The sequence below is a fragment of the Halohasta salina genome (genome assembly GCF_024178165.1).
GTDB classification, from domain to species: Archaea; Halobacteriota; Halobacteria; order Halobacteriales; family Haloferacaceae; genus Halohasta; species Halohasta salina.
Genome location: NZ_JAMZIE010000001.1, coordinates 507,077 through 522,037, shown reverse-complemented (window position 1 = coordinate 522,037; position 14,961 = coordinate 507,077). Strand labels below are relative to the sequence as shown.

Annotated in this window: 17 protein-coding genes; 5 read left to right on the top strand and 12 right to left on the bottom strand. The window is 65.9% G+C overall.

The window, feature by feature from the left end; genetic code table 11:
• Position 1 precedes the first annotated feature (1 nt).
• The 10 genes from NKJ34_RS02615 to NKJ34_RS02570 form a co-directional block, all read right to left on the bottom strand.
• The gene (locus NKJ34_RS02615; RefSeq protein WP_253736698.1) at positions 2 to 1,075 is read right to left on the bottom strand and encodes a methionine synthase; all 1,074 of its coding nucleotides are present in this window, start codon (positions 1,073 to 1,075) and stop codon (positions 2 to 4) included.
• A complete protein-coding gene (locus NKJ34_RS02610; protein ID WP_253736697.1) occupies positions 1,072 to 2,085 on the bottom strand; it encodes a 5-methyltetrahydropteroyltriglutamate--homocysteine methyltransferase in 1,014 nt (337 codons plus the stop codon). Before NKJ34_RS02610 ends, NKJ34_RS02615 begins: the two co-directional genes overlap by 4 nt.
• Positions 2,086 to 2,249: 164 nt before the next feature.
• Positions 2,250 to 2,726, bottom strand: coding sequence for a hypothetical protein (locus NKJ34_RS02605; protein ID WP_253736696.1), 477 nt, complete (start codon positions 2,724 to 2,726; stop codon positions 2,250 to 2,252).
• 66 nt (positions 2,727 to 2,792) lie between these two features.
• Entirely contained in the window at positions 2,793 to 3,398 is a 606-nt protein-coding gene (locus NKJ34_RS02600; RefSeq protein WP_253736695.1) for a HemK2/MTQ2 family protein methyltransferase, read from the bottom strand.
• The gene (locus tag NKJ34_RS02595; protein WP_253736694.1) at positions 3,391 to 4,551 is read right to left on the bottom strand and encodes a mechanosensitive ion channel family protein; all 1,161 of its coding nucleotides are present in this window, start codon (positions 4,549 to 4,551) and stop codon (positions 3,391 to 3,393) included. Before NKJ34_RS02595 ends, NKJ34_RS02600 begins: the two co-directional genes overlap by 8 nt.
• Positions 4,541 to 5,428: a 16S ribosomal RNA methyltransferase A gene (locus NKJ34_RS02590; protein WP_253736693.1), complete on the bottom strand. Its 888-nt coding sequence runs from the start codon at positions 5,426 to 5,428 to the stop codon at positions 4,541 to 4,543. The genes NKJ34_RS02595 and NKJ34_RS02590 overlap by 11 nt, the downstream gene beginning before the upstream one ends.
• Before the next feature lie 43 nt (positions 5,429 to 5,471).
• Positions 5,472 to 6,056 carry a DUF655 domain-containing protein gene (locus NKJ34_RS02585; RefSeq protein WP_253736692.1) on the bottom strand — a complete coding sequence of 195 codons (585 nt, stop codon included), beginning with the start codon at positions 6,054 to 6,056 and terminating at the stop codon, positions 5,472 to 5,474.
• Between the two features lie 59 nt (positions 6,057 to 6,115).
• The gene (locus NKJ34_RS02580) at positions 6,116 to 6,472 is read right to left on the bottom strand and encodes an RNA polymerase Rpb4 family protein (RefSeq protein ID WP_253736691.1); all 357 of its coding nucleotides are present in this window, start codon (positions 6,470 to 6,472) and stop codon (positions 6,116 to 6,118) included.
• On the bottom strand, positions 6,469 to 6,762 hold the full coding sequence (locus NKJ34_RS02575; RefSeq protein WP_253736690.1) for a 50S ribosomal protein L21e: 294 nt from the start codon (positions 6,760 to 6,762) through the stop codon (positions 6,469 to 6,471). The genes NKJ34_RS02580 and NKJ34_RS02575 overlap by 4 nt, the downstream gene beginning before the upstream one ends.
• 74 nt (positions 6,763 to 6,836) lie before the next feature.
• Positions 6,837 to 7,313, bottom strand: coding sequence for a GNAT family N-acetyltransferase (locus NKJ34_RS02570; protein WP_253736689.1), 477 nt, complete (start codon positions 7,311 to 7,313; stop codon positions 6,837 to 6,839).
• Positions 7,314 to 7,438: 125 nt separating this feature from the next.
• Here NKJ34_RS02570 and NKJ34_RS02565 point away from each other — a divergent pair, with 125 nt between their 5' ends.
• From NKJ34_RS02565 to NKJ34_RS02550, 4 genes are all read left to right on the top strand, one after another.
• Positions 7,439 to 7,849 carry an archease gene (locus NKJ34_RS02565; RefSeq protein WP_253736688.1) on the top strand — a complete coding sequence of 137 codons (411 nt, stop codon included), beginning with the start codon at positions 7,439 to 7,441 and terminating at the stop codon, positions 7,847 to 7,849.
• Between the two features lie 212 nt (positions 7,850 to 8,061).
• A complete protein-coding gene (locus NKJ34_RS02560) occupies positions 8,062 to 9,162 on the top strand; it encodes a DoxX family protein (protein WP_425491745.1) in 1,101 nt (366 codons plus the stop codon).
• 65 nt (positions 9,163 to 9,227) lie between these two features.
• On the top strand, positions 9,228 to 10,691 hold the full coding sequence (locus NKJ34_RS02555; protein WP_253736687.1) for an RtcB family protein: 1,464 nt from the start codon (positions 9,228 to 9,230) through the stop codon (positions 10,689 to 10,691).
• Between the two features lie 67 nt (positions 10,692 to 10,758).
• A complete protein-coding gene (locus NKJ34_RS02550; RefSeq protein WP_253736686.1) occupies positions 10,759 to 11,397 on the top strand; it encodes a GNAT family N-acetyltransferase in 639 nt (212 codons plus the stop codon).
• Here NKJ34_RS02550 and NKJ34_RS02545 read toward each other — a convergent pair.
• Both NKJ34_RS02545 and NKJ34_RS02540 read right to left on the bottom strand, forming a co-directional pair.
• Positions 11,394 to 12,428, bottom strand: coding sequence for a lysylphosphatidylglycerol synthase transmembrane domain-containing protein (locus NKJ34_RS02545; RefSeq protein ID WP_253736685.1), 1,035 nt, complete (start codon positions 12,426 to 12,428; stop codon positions 11,394 to 11,396). The genes NKJ34_RS02550 and NKJ34_RS02545 overlap by 4 nt on opposite strands.
• A 107-nt stretch (positions 12,429 to 12,535) precedes the next feature.
• The gene (locus NKJ34_RS02540) at positions 12,536 to 13,888 is read right to left on the bottom strand and encodes a sulfatase (RefSeq protein WP_253736684.1); all 1,353 of its coding nucleotides are present in this window, start codon (positions 13,886 to 13,888) and stop codon (positions 12,536 to 12,538) included.
• Positions 13,889 to 13,997: 109 nt separating this feature from the next.
• On the opposite strand from NKJ34_RS02540, the gene NKJ34_RS02535 reads away from it, so the two are divergent.
• Entirely contained in the window at positions 13,998 to 14,945 is a 948-nt protein-coding gene (locus NKJ34_RS02535; protein WP_253736683.1) for a glycosyltransferase, read from the top strand.
• Positions 14,946 to 14,961: the final 16 nt, after the last annotated feature.

The following is a 14,961-nucleotide window of genomic DNA, read 5'->3' as shown; positions in this document are numbered from 1 at the left end:
GCTACTCGGCGAGCGGCAGCGGCTCGTCGAGGTCGATCTCGCCGGCGTCGAGTTCGGCCTCGACCTCACGGGTCGCCTGCACCATGTTCTCCATCTTGCCGTAGGCAACGTCCCGTGGCAGGAGCTTCAGGCCGCAGTCGGGGCTGATGGTGAGTCGTTCCGGCGGGACGACTTTCAGGCCCTGTTTGATGTTCTCCTTGATCTCCTCGACCGTTTCGACTTCGGCGGTGTGGACGTCGACCACGCCGAGGGCGAGATCCGGCACGAACTCCGGCTCGGTCAGCACGTCGATCTGCTCGTAGCCGCCGTTGCAGAGTTCGATGTCGAACTCGTCGATGGGGTAGTCGTTGAGTTCCGGATAAATGCGGGAGTAGTCGCCGTAACAGACGTGGAGGCCGATCCGGACCTCTTCGGGGATCCCGCTGACGATGCGGTCCAGCGCCTCGCCGACGATAGCGTGGTCGTCCGGCGTCGTTGCCAGCGCGGGCTCGTCGATCTGGATGTATTTGGCTCCGGCTTCGACGAGTCGCTCGACCTCGATGTTGACGAGGTCCGCCAGCTCGTAGACCAGCTCTTCTTCGGTGTCGTAGGCCTCGTTGAACGCCCAGTTACCCAGCGTGTAGGGACCCGTGATCGGCACCTTGACCGGGTGGGTGGCGACGCTGTCGGTGAACTCGAACTCCTCGACTAGCCACGGCTCGTCGTAGCTGACTTCGGCGCTGACCGAGGGCTTGTCGAAGTAGTTGTGGCCCCAGACCTTGACCGGTCCGTTGAACTCGTAGCCGTCGATCCGGTCGGCGAAGAACTCGACCATTTCATTTCGGCGGACTTCGCCGTCGACCACGGTATCCAGTCCACAGCGCTCGTGTTCGTGGGTGATGACGCGGGCGGCGTCGTCGTGGGCCTCCTTCAGGTCGTCTTCGTCGAACTTCGACTCCTCGTCGTCGACGAGTTCGTCGGCGCGGTTGAGCCACTTGGGCTTGGGGTAAGAGCCGACGACGGTCGTCAGCAGGAAGTGGTCGTTGGGGTGGTCCTCGGGGCGGAACTGGGCGCGGTTGTCGGCGGGTCGGCTCATGCTGTAACCTCCTCTTCGTCAGTGTTGGCTGCCGCAGCGATGGCGGCGAGTTTCTCACGGTGTTTGTTCACGGGCAGATAGAACGGCTCGGTGTTGGTCGACAGGTAGAGTCGGTCGAACTCTTGGACCGGGATCTGGTCTTCGAACCACGCGACACGCTCGTCGAGCGTTTCGGCGGATTCGACCAGCGTGTTCTGGCCGTCGGCGATGCCGAGGGCGGCGGCGTCCTTCGTGCCGAATTCGGTGATGTTCGAGAGGGTGTCCTCGCGGTCGCCCGCGACGAGATCGAAGCCCAGCGCCTCGACGTCGGCGTCCATCAGGTGGGCGTAGGTCTTCTCGTCGAGCGCGCCGAAGTAGGTGTGGACGACGACGTCGGCGTCGGTCTCGCTGGCGACGGCGTCGACGGCCTCGGCCAGTTGCTCCTGATGGTCTTCGTCGGGGGCGTTCTCCACGAGGGAGGGTTCCAGCAGGAACAGCGTCTCGTGGTCGGGGAAGGCCTCTACTTCGCCGCCGAGGAACTCCGCGACTGCCTCGAAGAACTCGGCGTCGTCGCCGTAATGCTCGTCGGTCGCCAGATCGAACAGCGAGTAGGGACCCGGCAGCGTCGCCTGCAGAGCGTCACCCTCTTCGAGGAGGGCGGTCGCGGCGTCGAGTTCGCCTGCCACGTCGCCGGAAAAGGTAAGATCGCCCTCGACCACGGGGTCGCGGTAGAAGTTGTTGTTGTCGTAGTAGCGGACGATTCCCTTCGCACTGACGTTGTCGTGGGTCGTCAGCGGATGGGCCAGCATGTCGTCCCACCGCAGTTGGCCCTCGACGATGCGATCGAGCCCGGTCGACTGCTGCTCGGCGATCACCTCGCCGCGATACTCTTCGTAGGCCGCCGCGATCTGACCGCCCTCCGAACCGGAGATCAGATCGCCCTTCTGGTGGCCCTTCAGGTCCGAGAGCTGTTGTTTCGCTCGGTCGGGAAGCGGGAACAGCCCCGGCGTCGTCGCAACGCGTTCTGTCATATGCTCCCGACTTCGGGATGAGGTCGCTTAATATTTACTAAGACAATTTATGCCTGTTAGTAATTCAGCGACTGGCGACCGCAAGCATGCGGCAGGTCGGCGACACTCAAGCGTCGACGTGGTCGCCGATATCGGTGAACTCCTCAATGACGAACGCGCCAGTCTCACCCTCGAAGTCGTCGACCCCGAAGACGACGACGATGTGTTCGGCCTCGGGAGCGGCGACGTCGAGGGCGGCCTCGATCGTGCCGTCGCCGCTGACCGGGCTGTCGTCGTCGAGTTCGGCTGCGACGGTGTAGGAGCCGGCTCCGGCGAAGACGTCGTCGTAGCTCTCCCCCCGACTCCTCGTCGTCGGATTCCTCGTCGTCGCTACTGGGCTCGATCTCGAAGCGCTCGTCGAGGACGGTCGACCCCTCGGGGCCGGTCACGGTGATCGAGCCGGCGACCTGCTGGCCGGTCTCATTGAACAGGTTCACCTCGCCCAACGCGAGTTCGGCGACGGAGTTGGCGACATCCGCGCAGCCGGCCAGTCCGACGACGGCTGCGGTCCCAGCGGCGGTCAGCAGCCGGCGTCGACCGAGCCGATCGGCGCTGGGAGGGCTGGTCGTCGACGGTTCGTCGTGGTGGAACTGCCAGTCCATACGGACGCGTCATCTGACACCACCAAAACTCACCGCACACAGTTTCAGATCGTGAAGTTCGGACCCTCAGGTCGGTCGCAACCGCAGGATCGACAGCACCTCGAAGGGGTAGGATTCCTGTCGTACCTCGTCGACCGAAAACCCCGCACGCTCGGCGAGGTCGACCACGATATCGTACCCGGTGAGGCTGCTCACCAGCAGGTAGACTTCGCCGCCGGGAGCCAACACGCGCCCCACATCCTGCAGGAAGGGACCGATGAGCCGTCGACCGTCCTCGCCGCCCGAGAGGGCGTGTTCCATCCAGTCGTCCCACTCGTTGTCGGGATCGGTCGGCAGGTAGGGTGGGTTGAACAGGACGGCATCGAAGGCACCGTCGGCAAACGGGCCGAGCAGGTCGGCCCGGACGGCTTCGACGCCGCGGTCGCGAGCCTGTCGACAGGCGTGGGGGTTCAGATCGCTGCCGACGACGCGTGCACCGGTTGCGGCGTGGACCTGCTCGGCGACCCATCCAGAACCGGTACCGACCTCCAAGACGACCTCGGGGGCCGACAGCGAGTCGACGGCCGCCTCGGCCAGCAGTCCCGAGTCCTCGGCGGGCTGGTAGACTTCGGGGTCGACTCCACGTCGCTCGGCCAGTCGGGCGCGGGAGTCCTCGCCCTGCGAATCAGTCATTGTCTCCCCTCTCGCTCGGTTCGGCCTGACCTTTTCGGGTCGGCTCGCCGCTGCGGCCGGGGGCGTCGCCGACTGCCCGTTCGCCGTCGGCGAGTCGGAACCCGCCCGTCTCGGCGCGGCCCGAGAGTTCACGCTGCGGGTAGGGGATCTTGATGTCGTTGTCGGCGAAGGCCCGCTTGATCGCCGAGATCATCGCCGTCCGGGCCTGCCAGCGCCGCCGGGCGCTGGGGTTGTCGATCCACCCACGCACGCCGAGGACCACGCCCGACTCGCCGAACTCCTTGCCGACGATCTGCGGCGCTGGCACCTCGAGGATCCGGTCGACCTCCGCGACGGCCGTCTCGGCGATCTCGCCGGCGCGGTCGGGGTCAGCGTCGTAGTCGACGGCGACGTCGACCTCGATGCGGAGCCGCCCCCTGTGGGTCCGATTGACGAGCGGGTTGCTCGTCACAACGTCGTTGGGAACTATCACGACCTCGCCGTCGAACGACTGGATGCGCGTGTTGGCGATGGTGATCTCGGTGACGGTGCCCTCGTCCTCACCGATGACAATCCAGTCGCCGATCTCGAAGGGTTTAGAGAACATGATCACGAACCCCGCCAGCACCGCCCGCAGGGTCTGTCGGGCGGCCATCCCGACGACGATCCCGAGGAACCCTGCGCCGACCAGCAGGCTCCCGATGTTGTCGGTAAACAGCCCGATGACGACCAAGAAGGCGAAAGCGTAGATCGTGATCTGGGTGGTCCGGTGGAGGATCTCGCGTTCGTGTTCGCTGATTGCCTGCTGTTCGGCGGCGAGATCCTTGATCAGGTGGCCGAGGAAGTCCGACAGCGCGTAGGCCCCCCCGAGGATCACCACCGACAGCACGACGTTGGCGATCTGTCGACCGAGATCCACTCCCTCGTAGGCGCTGGACAGCGCGCCGGTGAGCTCCCAGACGGCCACCAGCGACGAGAGGCCACCGGCGATGAGGATCGCCAGCACCGCCGAGATCACGAGCGCGAGCCGCGAGCTGACCTCCCGGTCCCGCCGCCACCGGTTGACCAGCTGTTTGACACCGACCAGTCCACCGACGATCGCGACCGTGAGCAGGAGCTTCTGGGCATTGTCGGCCAGCACGCCGCCCAGTCCACCGAAGAGGTCAGTCACCATCCGGGTTCAAATCACCACCGTCGGTCAACCCGTGTTCGGCGGCCGTTTCGGCAAGCGCGGCGAACTGGGCGGGCGCGACGTTGCCCGCCCGTCGACGCAGGAGGTCCTCGTCGGCCGCTTCGACGACCGCGGCCGGATCGTCGAGCCCCGAGATGTGGGCCGTGTTCCGGATCCCGTTGCGGATCGTCTTCCGGCGCTGGGTGAAGATGGCCTTCACGAAATCGAGGAAGAACCGCTCGTCGTCGACCGCGTAGTCGGGCTCCCGTGGCGTGAGCCGAACGATGGCACTCTGGACCGCGGGTTGGGGATCGAACGCCGTGTTGGGGACGTCTTCGACGACCTCGACGTCGGCGTAGTGTTGGGCGCTCACCGAGAGCCGCCCGTAGTCGTCGTCCCCGCTTTCGGCGGCCATCCGGTCGGCGAACTCCTTTTGGAACATCAATACGAGCGGTTTGCCCAGCGGCAGGAGCCGGAAGGCGATCTCGCTGGAGGCGCTGTACGGGAGATTCGAGACACACGCAGTGAACTCGGGGAGGTCGACGTCGAGGGCGTCGCCCTCGATGACGGTGAGTCGACCCGCCTCGACCGCGTCGGCGAACTCCGCCCGCAGGTGGGCGGCGAACGTCGGATCACGCTCGATCACGGTGACGTGGTCGGCCGTTGCTAAGAGCCGATCGGTCAGCACGCCCGGCCCGCCGCCGATTTCGAGGACGTGGCTCGTGTCGGCCTCCTCGGGGAGGAAGCCGGGGATGCGGTCGACGACGCGGTCGTCGACGAGGAAGTGCTGGTCGAAATCCGGGTTCCCACGCTCGCCAGCCCGCCGAATGAGGGCGTCGGGGTCGCGGGTGCCGACATCCGGTCGGTCCGAGAGAGTCATTGACTGGGGTATCGGGCCTGTCGGCCTAAACGTCTCGCTTCGGCTACTCCGGTCGGACGAAGATCTTGTATTTGAGGTCGTCGTCCCGGAGTTCCTCTTCGATCCGCTCGATGATGACCTCCTTGGGTCGATGCAGGCCGCCGACGCGCTCGGAGAGTTCCTCGAAACTCTCGAAGGGGCCGCGCTTCCGCTCGTCGATGATCTTGTTGCGGAGCTTCTTGCCGATCCCCGGCAGCAGGTTCAACTGGTGGAGCCGCAGGGTGATCGGCTGGGCGTCGTTGTAGAAGCCGACGAACCGCTGTTCGTCGGCGTCGACGATCGCCTCGATGGCGTACTCGAGCTCCGAGACGGCCGAACTAGTGAGTTCGTCGTACTCGATCTCCCGCAAGGAGTCGATCTGGTCGTCGTCGGCCGGCTCGACCGCCACACGGTCGACGATGTTGATGTCGGCCTCGTCGGTTAGCGTAAGCTCCAGCAGGTCGAAGGAGTCCTCGACCAGCGCGTAGGCGACCGCGTTCTTCTGGTACTGGGGTCGATTGTCGTCTGACCGGCCGTGGGGGAGATAGTCGAGAACAACGGCATGGATCGGGGAGGCGTCGTCGCCGTTACCGTCCTCGGTAGTGGACATGCCACACTCTATGCGAACGAGGTACTTAAAAAATCGGCCGCACCAACCGGGATCCGCACCTACCGGTACTGCGCGACGAGGTTCAGGATCTCGTCGAGTTCCTCACCGTCGAGTGCGAACCGCTCTTGGGCGTAGATCGACCGCAGCTCGGTCCGGTCGGCGGGCAGCACGTCGACGATCTTGTGGGCAGTCTTTGCGTCGACCTTTTCGAGATCGGCCAGCTTCGCGACGAGTTCGCGGGCCTCCTCGGGGTCGAGCACCGCATAGCGGTTGACGTGCTCGATGGCGCGGGCGAGCTCGTAGCGCAGCTCGCGGTCCTCGTCGGCGGCGCGCTCGGCTTCGACCTCGCTGAGGAGCGGCTTGACCTCCGAGACGGTGATGTACTCCTCGTCGACTTTCTCCTTGAAGATAGTCATTCCTGCTGTTCGCGGAGGTGGGCGGCGCGGACGATGACGGTCTTTTCCTTGCCGCCGTCGTTAATTGCGACCGTAAAGGCGCTGCCCTGCATCCCGGTGACCTCGCCGGTCAGACCGTTGAATCGCGGGTGGAATCGCCCCTCGCGGACGCTGGGGTCGAGTTTGAGATGGACTTTCTGTCCCGGCTCGAACTCTTGGATCGCACGCTGCGGCGGCGAAGTACCCCGCTCGCGGGGGTCGTTCGACAGCTTTCCTCGTGTTCCCTTCATGGGCCCATTAGAACTCGGCATAGTCGTGGCTCCGAATAGTTGCGGTCCGGTTATAAAACGTGCGTTCCGCGACTGCCACGGCACCGACTCGCATGCTACCGGCCGAAGAACTCCGAGACCTTCTCGCGGATCGAACTGTCATCGCCGAGTTTGAGGTAGTAGGCGTCGCCGTTGTCCTCGTAGTAGTTCTCGATCCGACGGCAGACACGGAAGCCGAGGTGTTCGTAGAAGCCGAGTGCCGCCTCGTTTGTCGTCCGGGCGTGACAGGTGACCGTTCGGTGGTTATCGGCGATCTCGGCGACCAATCGCCGGCCGTAGCCGAGCCCGCGGGCCTCCGGGCGGACGGCCAGAAACAGGATGTAGCCGTCGCTCCGGACCGAGGCGAACGCCGCCAGCGAGTCGTCTTCGAAAAACAGGTGGGTCGTCGACCGCCGGTAGGCGTCGATAAAGAAGCCGCGCCGCTGCTTGAGGACGCCCTCTGCGCTGCGGATGTACTCTTTGAGCGTCCAGGCGGCCTCAACGTACTCTGTTTCGCCGGCCTCGTCGACGCGTTTTTCCACGGTCGCGCTCACTACGAGCGAGGATATGGCCCACGAACATATTAACTCCTCCGGGCCAGCGCCGGGAGCCGCGGCATGGGGCCCGCCACGCCGCGGGAGCCGAAGCCGATATGCCCACGGCGGCCGCAGAGCCGACAATGGGGTACGAACTGCGGGCTCACACCGCCGATATCGCCGTCGAAGCGACCGCGTCGACCCGCGGCGGGCTGTTTGCGGCACTCGCCGACGGACTGGCGGCGGCGATGTGCGAGTCGACTCCCGCGGGCGGCGACCGCTTCGCCATCGACTGCCGCGCCGAGTCGCTCGAAGCGCTGTGCTACGAGTACCTCGATCAACTCATCTACGAGCGAGACGTCCGACTGGTCCTGCCAGTCGACAACGAGGCCCACGTCACCGACGCCGACGACGAGTGGACCCTCACTGCCAGCGCGCGCGGCGTCCCGCTGAGCGAGGTCGACGCCCGCGAGGTCAAGGCGGTCACCTACTCCGAGATGGTCGTCGACCGACGCGGCGACGAGTGGTACGGCTACGTCGTCTTCGACGTTTAACAAGGGTCGATCGCGGCTGGAGGCTGGTTCGACCGCATCGCCAAAGCGACGCGGTCGCGGTATCCGACTCCGGTGGCTGGGTCACGTGTTTCAGAGTTATTTGTGAGATATATGTCAAACTGAGCTGAAAAAATCGCTGCAATTAGTACCCCGAAGATCATAGAAGAGGTATGGACATCAATCATCGTCTTCTCGGGGTCTGTGCCGCTCTGGTGGCTACATTCGCCATGTTCGCCGGCTCGGCGACCGCCCACGTCGAGTACGTGACGCCGCCCGGCACCCAGCCCGCCAACGTCGTCGACTTCCTCGTCGCGGCGTTCACTACCCCGCTCATCGTTGGTGTTCTCGTCGCTGGGTTCGTCGCCACCCTCGCGGGGATCGGCGGCTATCTGTATCTCCGACCGTTCCCCGCGGACATCGCGGCGTTCCGGGCGGCGATGGACGACTACCGTGACCTGCTGGGGTGGCTGCTCCGGCTCAGCATGGGGATGCCGCTGATCGCTGCGGGGTTCCAAGGCTACCTGTTCAGCCCCGCGGCCACGCTGCCGTACCCCACCGCGCTGCGGCTGTTCGGCATCTCTGTCGGCTTCTTCCTGCTGTTCGGTCTCGCCACACGGGTGACGGCGGTGTGGGCGCTGTTCGTCTATCTGGTCACGCTGCCGTCGCACCCACAGCTGTTGTTGGCCTTCGAGTACGTCCCCGGGCTGATCGCCGTGGCACTGGTCGGCGGCGGTCGACCCAGCGCCGACGCCGTCATCGCCCGGATGGCCGACGACGACAAGACGTTCTACTCGCGGGTCGACCCCTTCTACCGGCGGCTCGCGGTCCCGTTCGCCCAACGGGTCAAACCGTACAAGCAACTGGCCCCGGTGGTCCTCCGGGTCGGCATCGGGATCGCCTTCATCTACCTCGGGATCACCCAGAAGCTAATGCGGCCGGGCGAGGCGTTGGCGGTCGTCGAGAAGTACAACCTCACTGGCCTCGTGCCAGTCGACCCCGCGCTGTGGGTGATCGGTGCGGGACTGACCGAAGCCCTCGTCGGCGTGATGCTCATTGCGGGTGCCTTCACGCGTGGGTTCTCGCTGGTGGCGTTCGGCCTCTTTACGACCACGCTGTTCGGCCTGCCGGACGACCCCGTGGTGGCCCACATCTCGCTGTTCGGCCTCGTCTCGGCGCTCCTCATTACGGGCGCAGGTCCCTACTCGGTCGACCAGTGGCTCGCCGACCGGATCCGGACCGCCGGCGAGGTCGCAACGCGCTCGGTCACCCCCACCGAACCCGAGTCGATCGACGAGGCGGTCTCGGAGAACTGAGCGAAGCCGCGACCAGTTCATCGCCTGACGCAACCCTCTTTCACCTCGGCCATCGAGCCTAGGGTATGACCACGACACGCGAGTTCCAGGGTATCACGCTGGAACGGATCCGCGACCACGTCTGGGAGATCCCCCAGTCCGGCGAGATGCGCGTCCCCGCACGCGTCCTCGCCAGCGAGGCCCTACTCGAAGACATCGGCGAGGACAAGACCCTCCAACAGCTGAAAAACGCCACCCAACTGCCGGGGATGACGAAGTACGCCCTCTGTATGCCCGACGGCCACCAAGGCTACGGGTTCCCAGTCGGCGGCGTCGGCGCGATCGACGCCGAGGAAGGCTGTATTTCGCCCGGTGCCGTGGGGTTCGACATCAACTGCGGCGTCCGCATGCTCCGGACGAACCTCACCTACGAGGACCTGCAGGGCAACGAGGAGGAACTCGTCGACACCCTCTTCGAGAACGTCCCCTCGGGGCTCGGTGGCGGTGGCGTCGTCGAAACCGACATTGAGACCGTCGAGGAGATCCTCGAACGCGGTCTCGACTGGGCCATCGAACAGGGGTATGCCACCGAGGCCGACCGCCTTCACTGCGAGGACGAGGGGCGACGGCCGGACGCCAACGCCGACTACGTCTCCGAGAAGGCGAAAAACCGCGGCAAGAACCAAGTCGGCAGCCTCGGCTCCGGCAACCACTTCCTCGAAGTCCAGCGCGTCACGGATATTTATAAAGACGACGTAGCCGAGGCCTTCGGGCTTGCGGCCGATCAGATCGTCGTGCTCATCCACTGCGGGAGCCGCGGGCTGGGCCACCAGGTCTGTTCGGACTACGTCCGGAGGATCGAACAGCGTCACGGCGACCTGCTCGAATCGCTACCCGACAAGGATCTGGCGGCCGCACCCGCTCGAAGCAAGCTCGCCGCCGAGTACTACGGCGCGATGGGCGCGGCGATCAACTTCGCGTGGGTCAACCGCCAGCTGATCACCCACCAGACCCGGAAGGTTTTCGAGCGCGTCTTCGGCCGCGACTGGGAGGCCCTCGGCATGGAGCTACTGTACGACGTCGCCCACAACATCGCCAAGAAGGAGCCCCACGAGGTCGACGGCGAGACGCGCGACCTGTACGTCCACCGCAAGGGTGCGACCCGAGCCTTCCCGGCGGGCCGCCAAGAGGTCCCGCGGGCCTACCGCGACGTGGGCCAGCCCGTGATCATCCCCGGCAGTATGGGTGCAGGCAGCTACGTCCTCCGCGGCGGGGCCGAATCGATGCAGGAAACGTTCGGGTCGACGGCCCACGGCGCGGGGCGGACGATGAGCCGGACGCAGGCCAAGGAGGACTACTGGGGCGAGACGGTACAGGACGAACTCCAGGATCAACGGCAGATCTACGTCAAGGCCCAGAGTGGCGCGACCATTGCCGAGGAGGCCCCCGGCGTCTACAAGGACGTCGACGAGGTCGTCCGGGTCTCCGAGGCGTTGGGCATCGGCGACGCGGTCGCCCGGACGTTCCCAGTCTGCAACATCAAGGGGTAAGCGGGCCGATTCTCAGGGAGTGAGACTCCGCGCGGGGATTTAGGTACTGGAAACCGAACGGTCACCTATGAGTGACGCCTCCGAACCGGGCAGCGGTGGCTGGGACGCCACCGACTGCGCGGGCACCGAGCACTGTCCACCCCGCTGTCCACGGTTCGTCGACGCCGAGGGGGCTCGCTGGACGCTCCGTTCGGCCGGGCCGGCGGACGCCGACGAGCTTGCGGCGATGTACGCCGCCTTCGGGGCCGCCGACCGGGCTCAAGGGATCCCCCCGGCGGTCGACCACCGGCGGCAGGAGTGGGTCGAGATGCTGCTCGAGGAGGGCAACAACATCGTCGCCGAGGGGGCCGACGGGCTGGTCGGTCACGTCGTCTACACCCCGGTCGACGACGCCCAGCCGGAGCTGGCGGTGTTCGTCCACCCCGACTTCCACAACCGCGGCATCGGGACCGAACTCTGCAAGCAGATCGCCGCCGCCGCGATCGCCGCCGACCGCGAGGCGCTCGAACTCCACGTCGAGCCGAGCAACCGCGCGGCGATCTCGGTCTATCAGCGGATCGGCTTCGAGGAGGCCCCTGCCGACCACGGACTCCGGATGGTGCTCCCGCTGGACGACCGCGTCGCGGCGACGGTGACCGCACCGCCGGCCGACCGGGCCGCCGACAGCGCGACGATCCGGCCGCTCGGTCGCGTGGCCGACGACTAATCGAGTTCCTCGGTGATCTCTTCGCGGTCGGTTTTGAGAGTCAACAGCGAGAGGTAGCCGACGACGAGTCCCGGCCAGTAGGTCGTCAGCCGGAACAGCACCGCGGCGGTGAGCGCGGTCGCCAACTCGACCGAGTAAAAGATCCCCATGAGCGCCGAAAACGCCGCCTCGTAGGTGCCCGAGCCGCCGGGCGTCGGCGACAGCGTGGCGATCGTCGACAGCGTGACCAGAAAGTAGATCGGGATGAACCGGGGTTCGATCCCCATCGAGAGGAAGACGACATACAGCGAGACGATCTGGGCGACGATGGCGAGATGCGAGACCAGCGCCGTCCACACCAGAAAACCGGGGTCGCTGCCGGCGGTCTCGAAGGCCGCGACGACCTCGTGGATGCTCTCGCGGATCGAGGCGAAGACGCCCTCGCCCCGCCCGACGACCGCCTCGATGCGGTCAACGAGGCCGACCAGTCGCTCGCCGAGCGCGCCGTTGGCCGACCACAGCAGGTAGGCCACCCCACCCCCAACCGCCAATACGAGGGCCGTGACCACGCCGACCTCGACGAAGAACTCTTCGAGCGTGCCGAACGCCGCCAGATAGACGATCCCACCGAGAGTGAGGGTGAAAAACGGCACCGCATTGATGATATCCGACGAGACTACACTCGCCAGCGATCGCTCGTAGTCCGCGCCGGTGGTCTCCGAGACGATGTAGGCCATCACCGGCTCGCCGCCGAACTGGCCCAGCGGCGTGATCGAGTTGAGGAACTGGCCGGTGAGGAACATCCGCACCGTCCGGGAGGTCGTCGACCGGATCGACAGTTGGCCGAAAAACCGGTGCCAGACCCACGCCCAGACCAGCAGCGAGGAGAAGCCGACCGCCACCGCGACCGCGAAGGCCGCGGGGTCGACCTGCCGGAGCGCGGCGACGAACTCGCCGATGTCGGCGAGGTACAGCAGCCCGGCGAACAGCAGCCCGGTGACGGCGTACCAGAACCACTTGTTGGTCTGCCAGCCGCCGAGTGTCGGAGTCATGTCTGGATAGGGAGTGCCGGTCGCCCAGCCGGCGAACTCACCGGAGCGTTCTCCACACCGGTATAAGATGTCTTTGTTCCCGGATGACTATCACCGATGCCGACCGATCAGCGGTAGCCCAACGCCTCCAGCCGGTCTTCGATCTCGGCGTCGACGTCGCCGGCCGGTCCGTCGTCGTCACCGGTGTCGGCCGCGCCGATGGCGTCGACTTCCTGTCGCAGGTCCTCGGGCACCGACACGGACTCGCCGGTAGCGTCCCGAGCCCTGTAGCGTGAACTCTCGTCTTCGGCGGTGGATTTGACGACGGTCGTCCCCTCGCGCCTGACGTACCGCGCCCGGCGGTAGTACTCGTCCCACTGGTCGCTCGGGATGTAGCCGGTGAAGTTCTCGGGAAATTCGTAGCCGCCACAGATCGTCTCCCCGAAGACGTCGGGCCGGGTCGACCGAAGCCCGGCGTAGTAGGGGATCAGATCGTACAGGCGTCGCAGTTCGAACGGCCGATCCTCCCGCCGGGCATCGAGATCGGGATGGTCGACCAGCAGCACCGTCTCGATGACGGGGTCGGCCACGGTGAACTGGTGGCCGAAGACGCCGTCCTCGCCGAGGGCCTGCCCGTGGTCCGACAGCAGCACGACCACGGTGTCGTCGTCAAGGTCGTTGGCCGCCAGCGCCTCGGTGATTCGACCCACCAGATCGTCGGTGTAGTCGACCGAGGCATCGTACATCCGCCGGAGCTGGTCGTAGTCGATGTCGTCCTTCGTGAACATGTCCTTCTGCCGGTGGGGGATGGCCGACTCGTCGGTGACACCATGCTCGTCGACGTACCGCTGGGGCGGATGATACGGCTCGTGGGGCTCCATCAGGTTCACATAGAGGAAGAAGTCCTCGTCGGGCTCGCGGTCGCCGAGATAGTCTTCGACGGCCGCGACCGTCTCCTCGGATTTACAGGAGTCGTCGACGCCGAAGAGCCGAAACGCCCGATCGAGTTGGCGGCCGAGGATCCGCTTGGGGAGGGTGCCGAGGCTGTCGTAGAGTTTGGTCGAGAGCTTCGAGACGTGGCGGGTCAGGGAGGTGTCAGCCCCGCCGAGGAAGTTTTCGACCTCGTCGAAATCAGTGGTCATCCCCTTGTGCGGGGTGATCCAGACGTTCGGCGTGATCGCGCCGGTGGTGTAGCCCGCCTCGCGGAGGTGGCCGATAAACGTCTCCTCGTCGCCGGTGGCGTAGCTGCGGGCCTGTGTGATGCCGTGGTCCCACGGGTACTGGCCGGTGAACATCGAGGCGTGGGAGGGCAGCGTCCACGGCGCTTGGGTGACGGCCTCTTCGAAGACGATCGACGAAGCGGCGAGGTTGTCGATGTGGTCGGTGAAGTCGACGCGATCGTTGTACGTCGACACCCGGTCGGTCCGCAGGGAATCCAAGACGAGAAACACCACGTTCTTCCGGCCCGCGGGGGAGGTCATGGCTTTCTGCAGGCGGAGCGGACAATTAGTAGCGTTGGTTTGTCTCTCCGCGGAGTACACTCACGCGTAGTTTATATGGGTCCGCTGATGAGCACGAACAGAGCCGTTCATGATCGAGAAGGTAGCGATCGTCTACTGGTGTGATGGGGCGGGCCACGCGGCCAGAAGTATTCCGGTGGCCAAGGAGTTCGAAGCCCGCGGCTGTGAGGTCGCCATCGGCGGCGGCGGCCAAGGCGAGCCGTTCGTCGACCTCAACGGCTTCGACCAGCCCGACCTCACCAAGGTCGCGGTCGAAGGTAGCACGCCGCTGTCGTTCCTCCGACATACGCTGTTCGATCTGGTCCCCTCGGCGGCCCGGCGCTACCGGGAACTCGACGCGTGGCTGGCCGCCGAAGACCCCGATGTGCTGGTGACCGACGATATCTTCGCGGCGATCGTGGCGATCCGACGCGACATTCCGTTCTACCGGATCGACCACCTGACGACTGACCTGTTCGGCCCGGTGTGGGGGACGCCGCTGTCGATCTACAACCGGCTTTCGCTGCGGTTCGGCGAAGGGATCGTCGTCTCCTCGCTGTGGGCCGACCAGCCCGACCCGCCGGGGATCACCCGCGTGGGTCCGCTGGCACAGGAGGGCGACGGCGAGGTAGAGCCCTACGACGTCCTGCTGAACCCCGGCACCCACGGCGAGAACTTCGCGGCGATCCGAGAGGCCCTCGAAGCCAACGGCTACGACGTCCGGACCGTCGGCGACGACGAGTGGGAGACCAAACCCGCGATGACTCCCTACACCGCCGCGGCCGACGTCGTCGTCTGCACCGGCTTCTCCTCGATCGCCGACACGGTCGTCGCGGGGACACCCTGTGTGATCTATCCGTTCCTCCCGTTCCAGAAGGCGCTGGCCGATCGGGCCGACGAACTCGACATCGAGGGCGTCTCGAAGGCGGCCTCGGTGACCGAGGTGCTCGATCGGGTCGACTACTACTGTCGAAGCGACGAGACCCCCGACTACGACAACGGCGCGTCGGCGTTCGTCGACGCGGTTCTCGGCGAGTAACGAGGGTTGTTTCTCG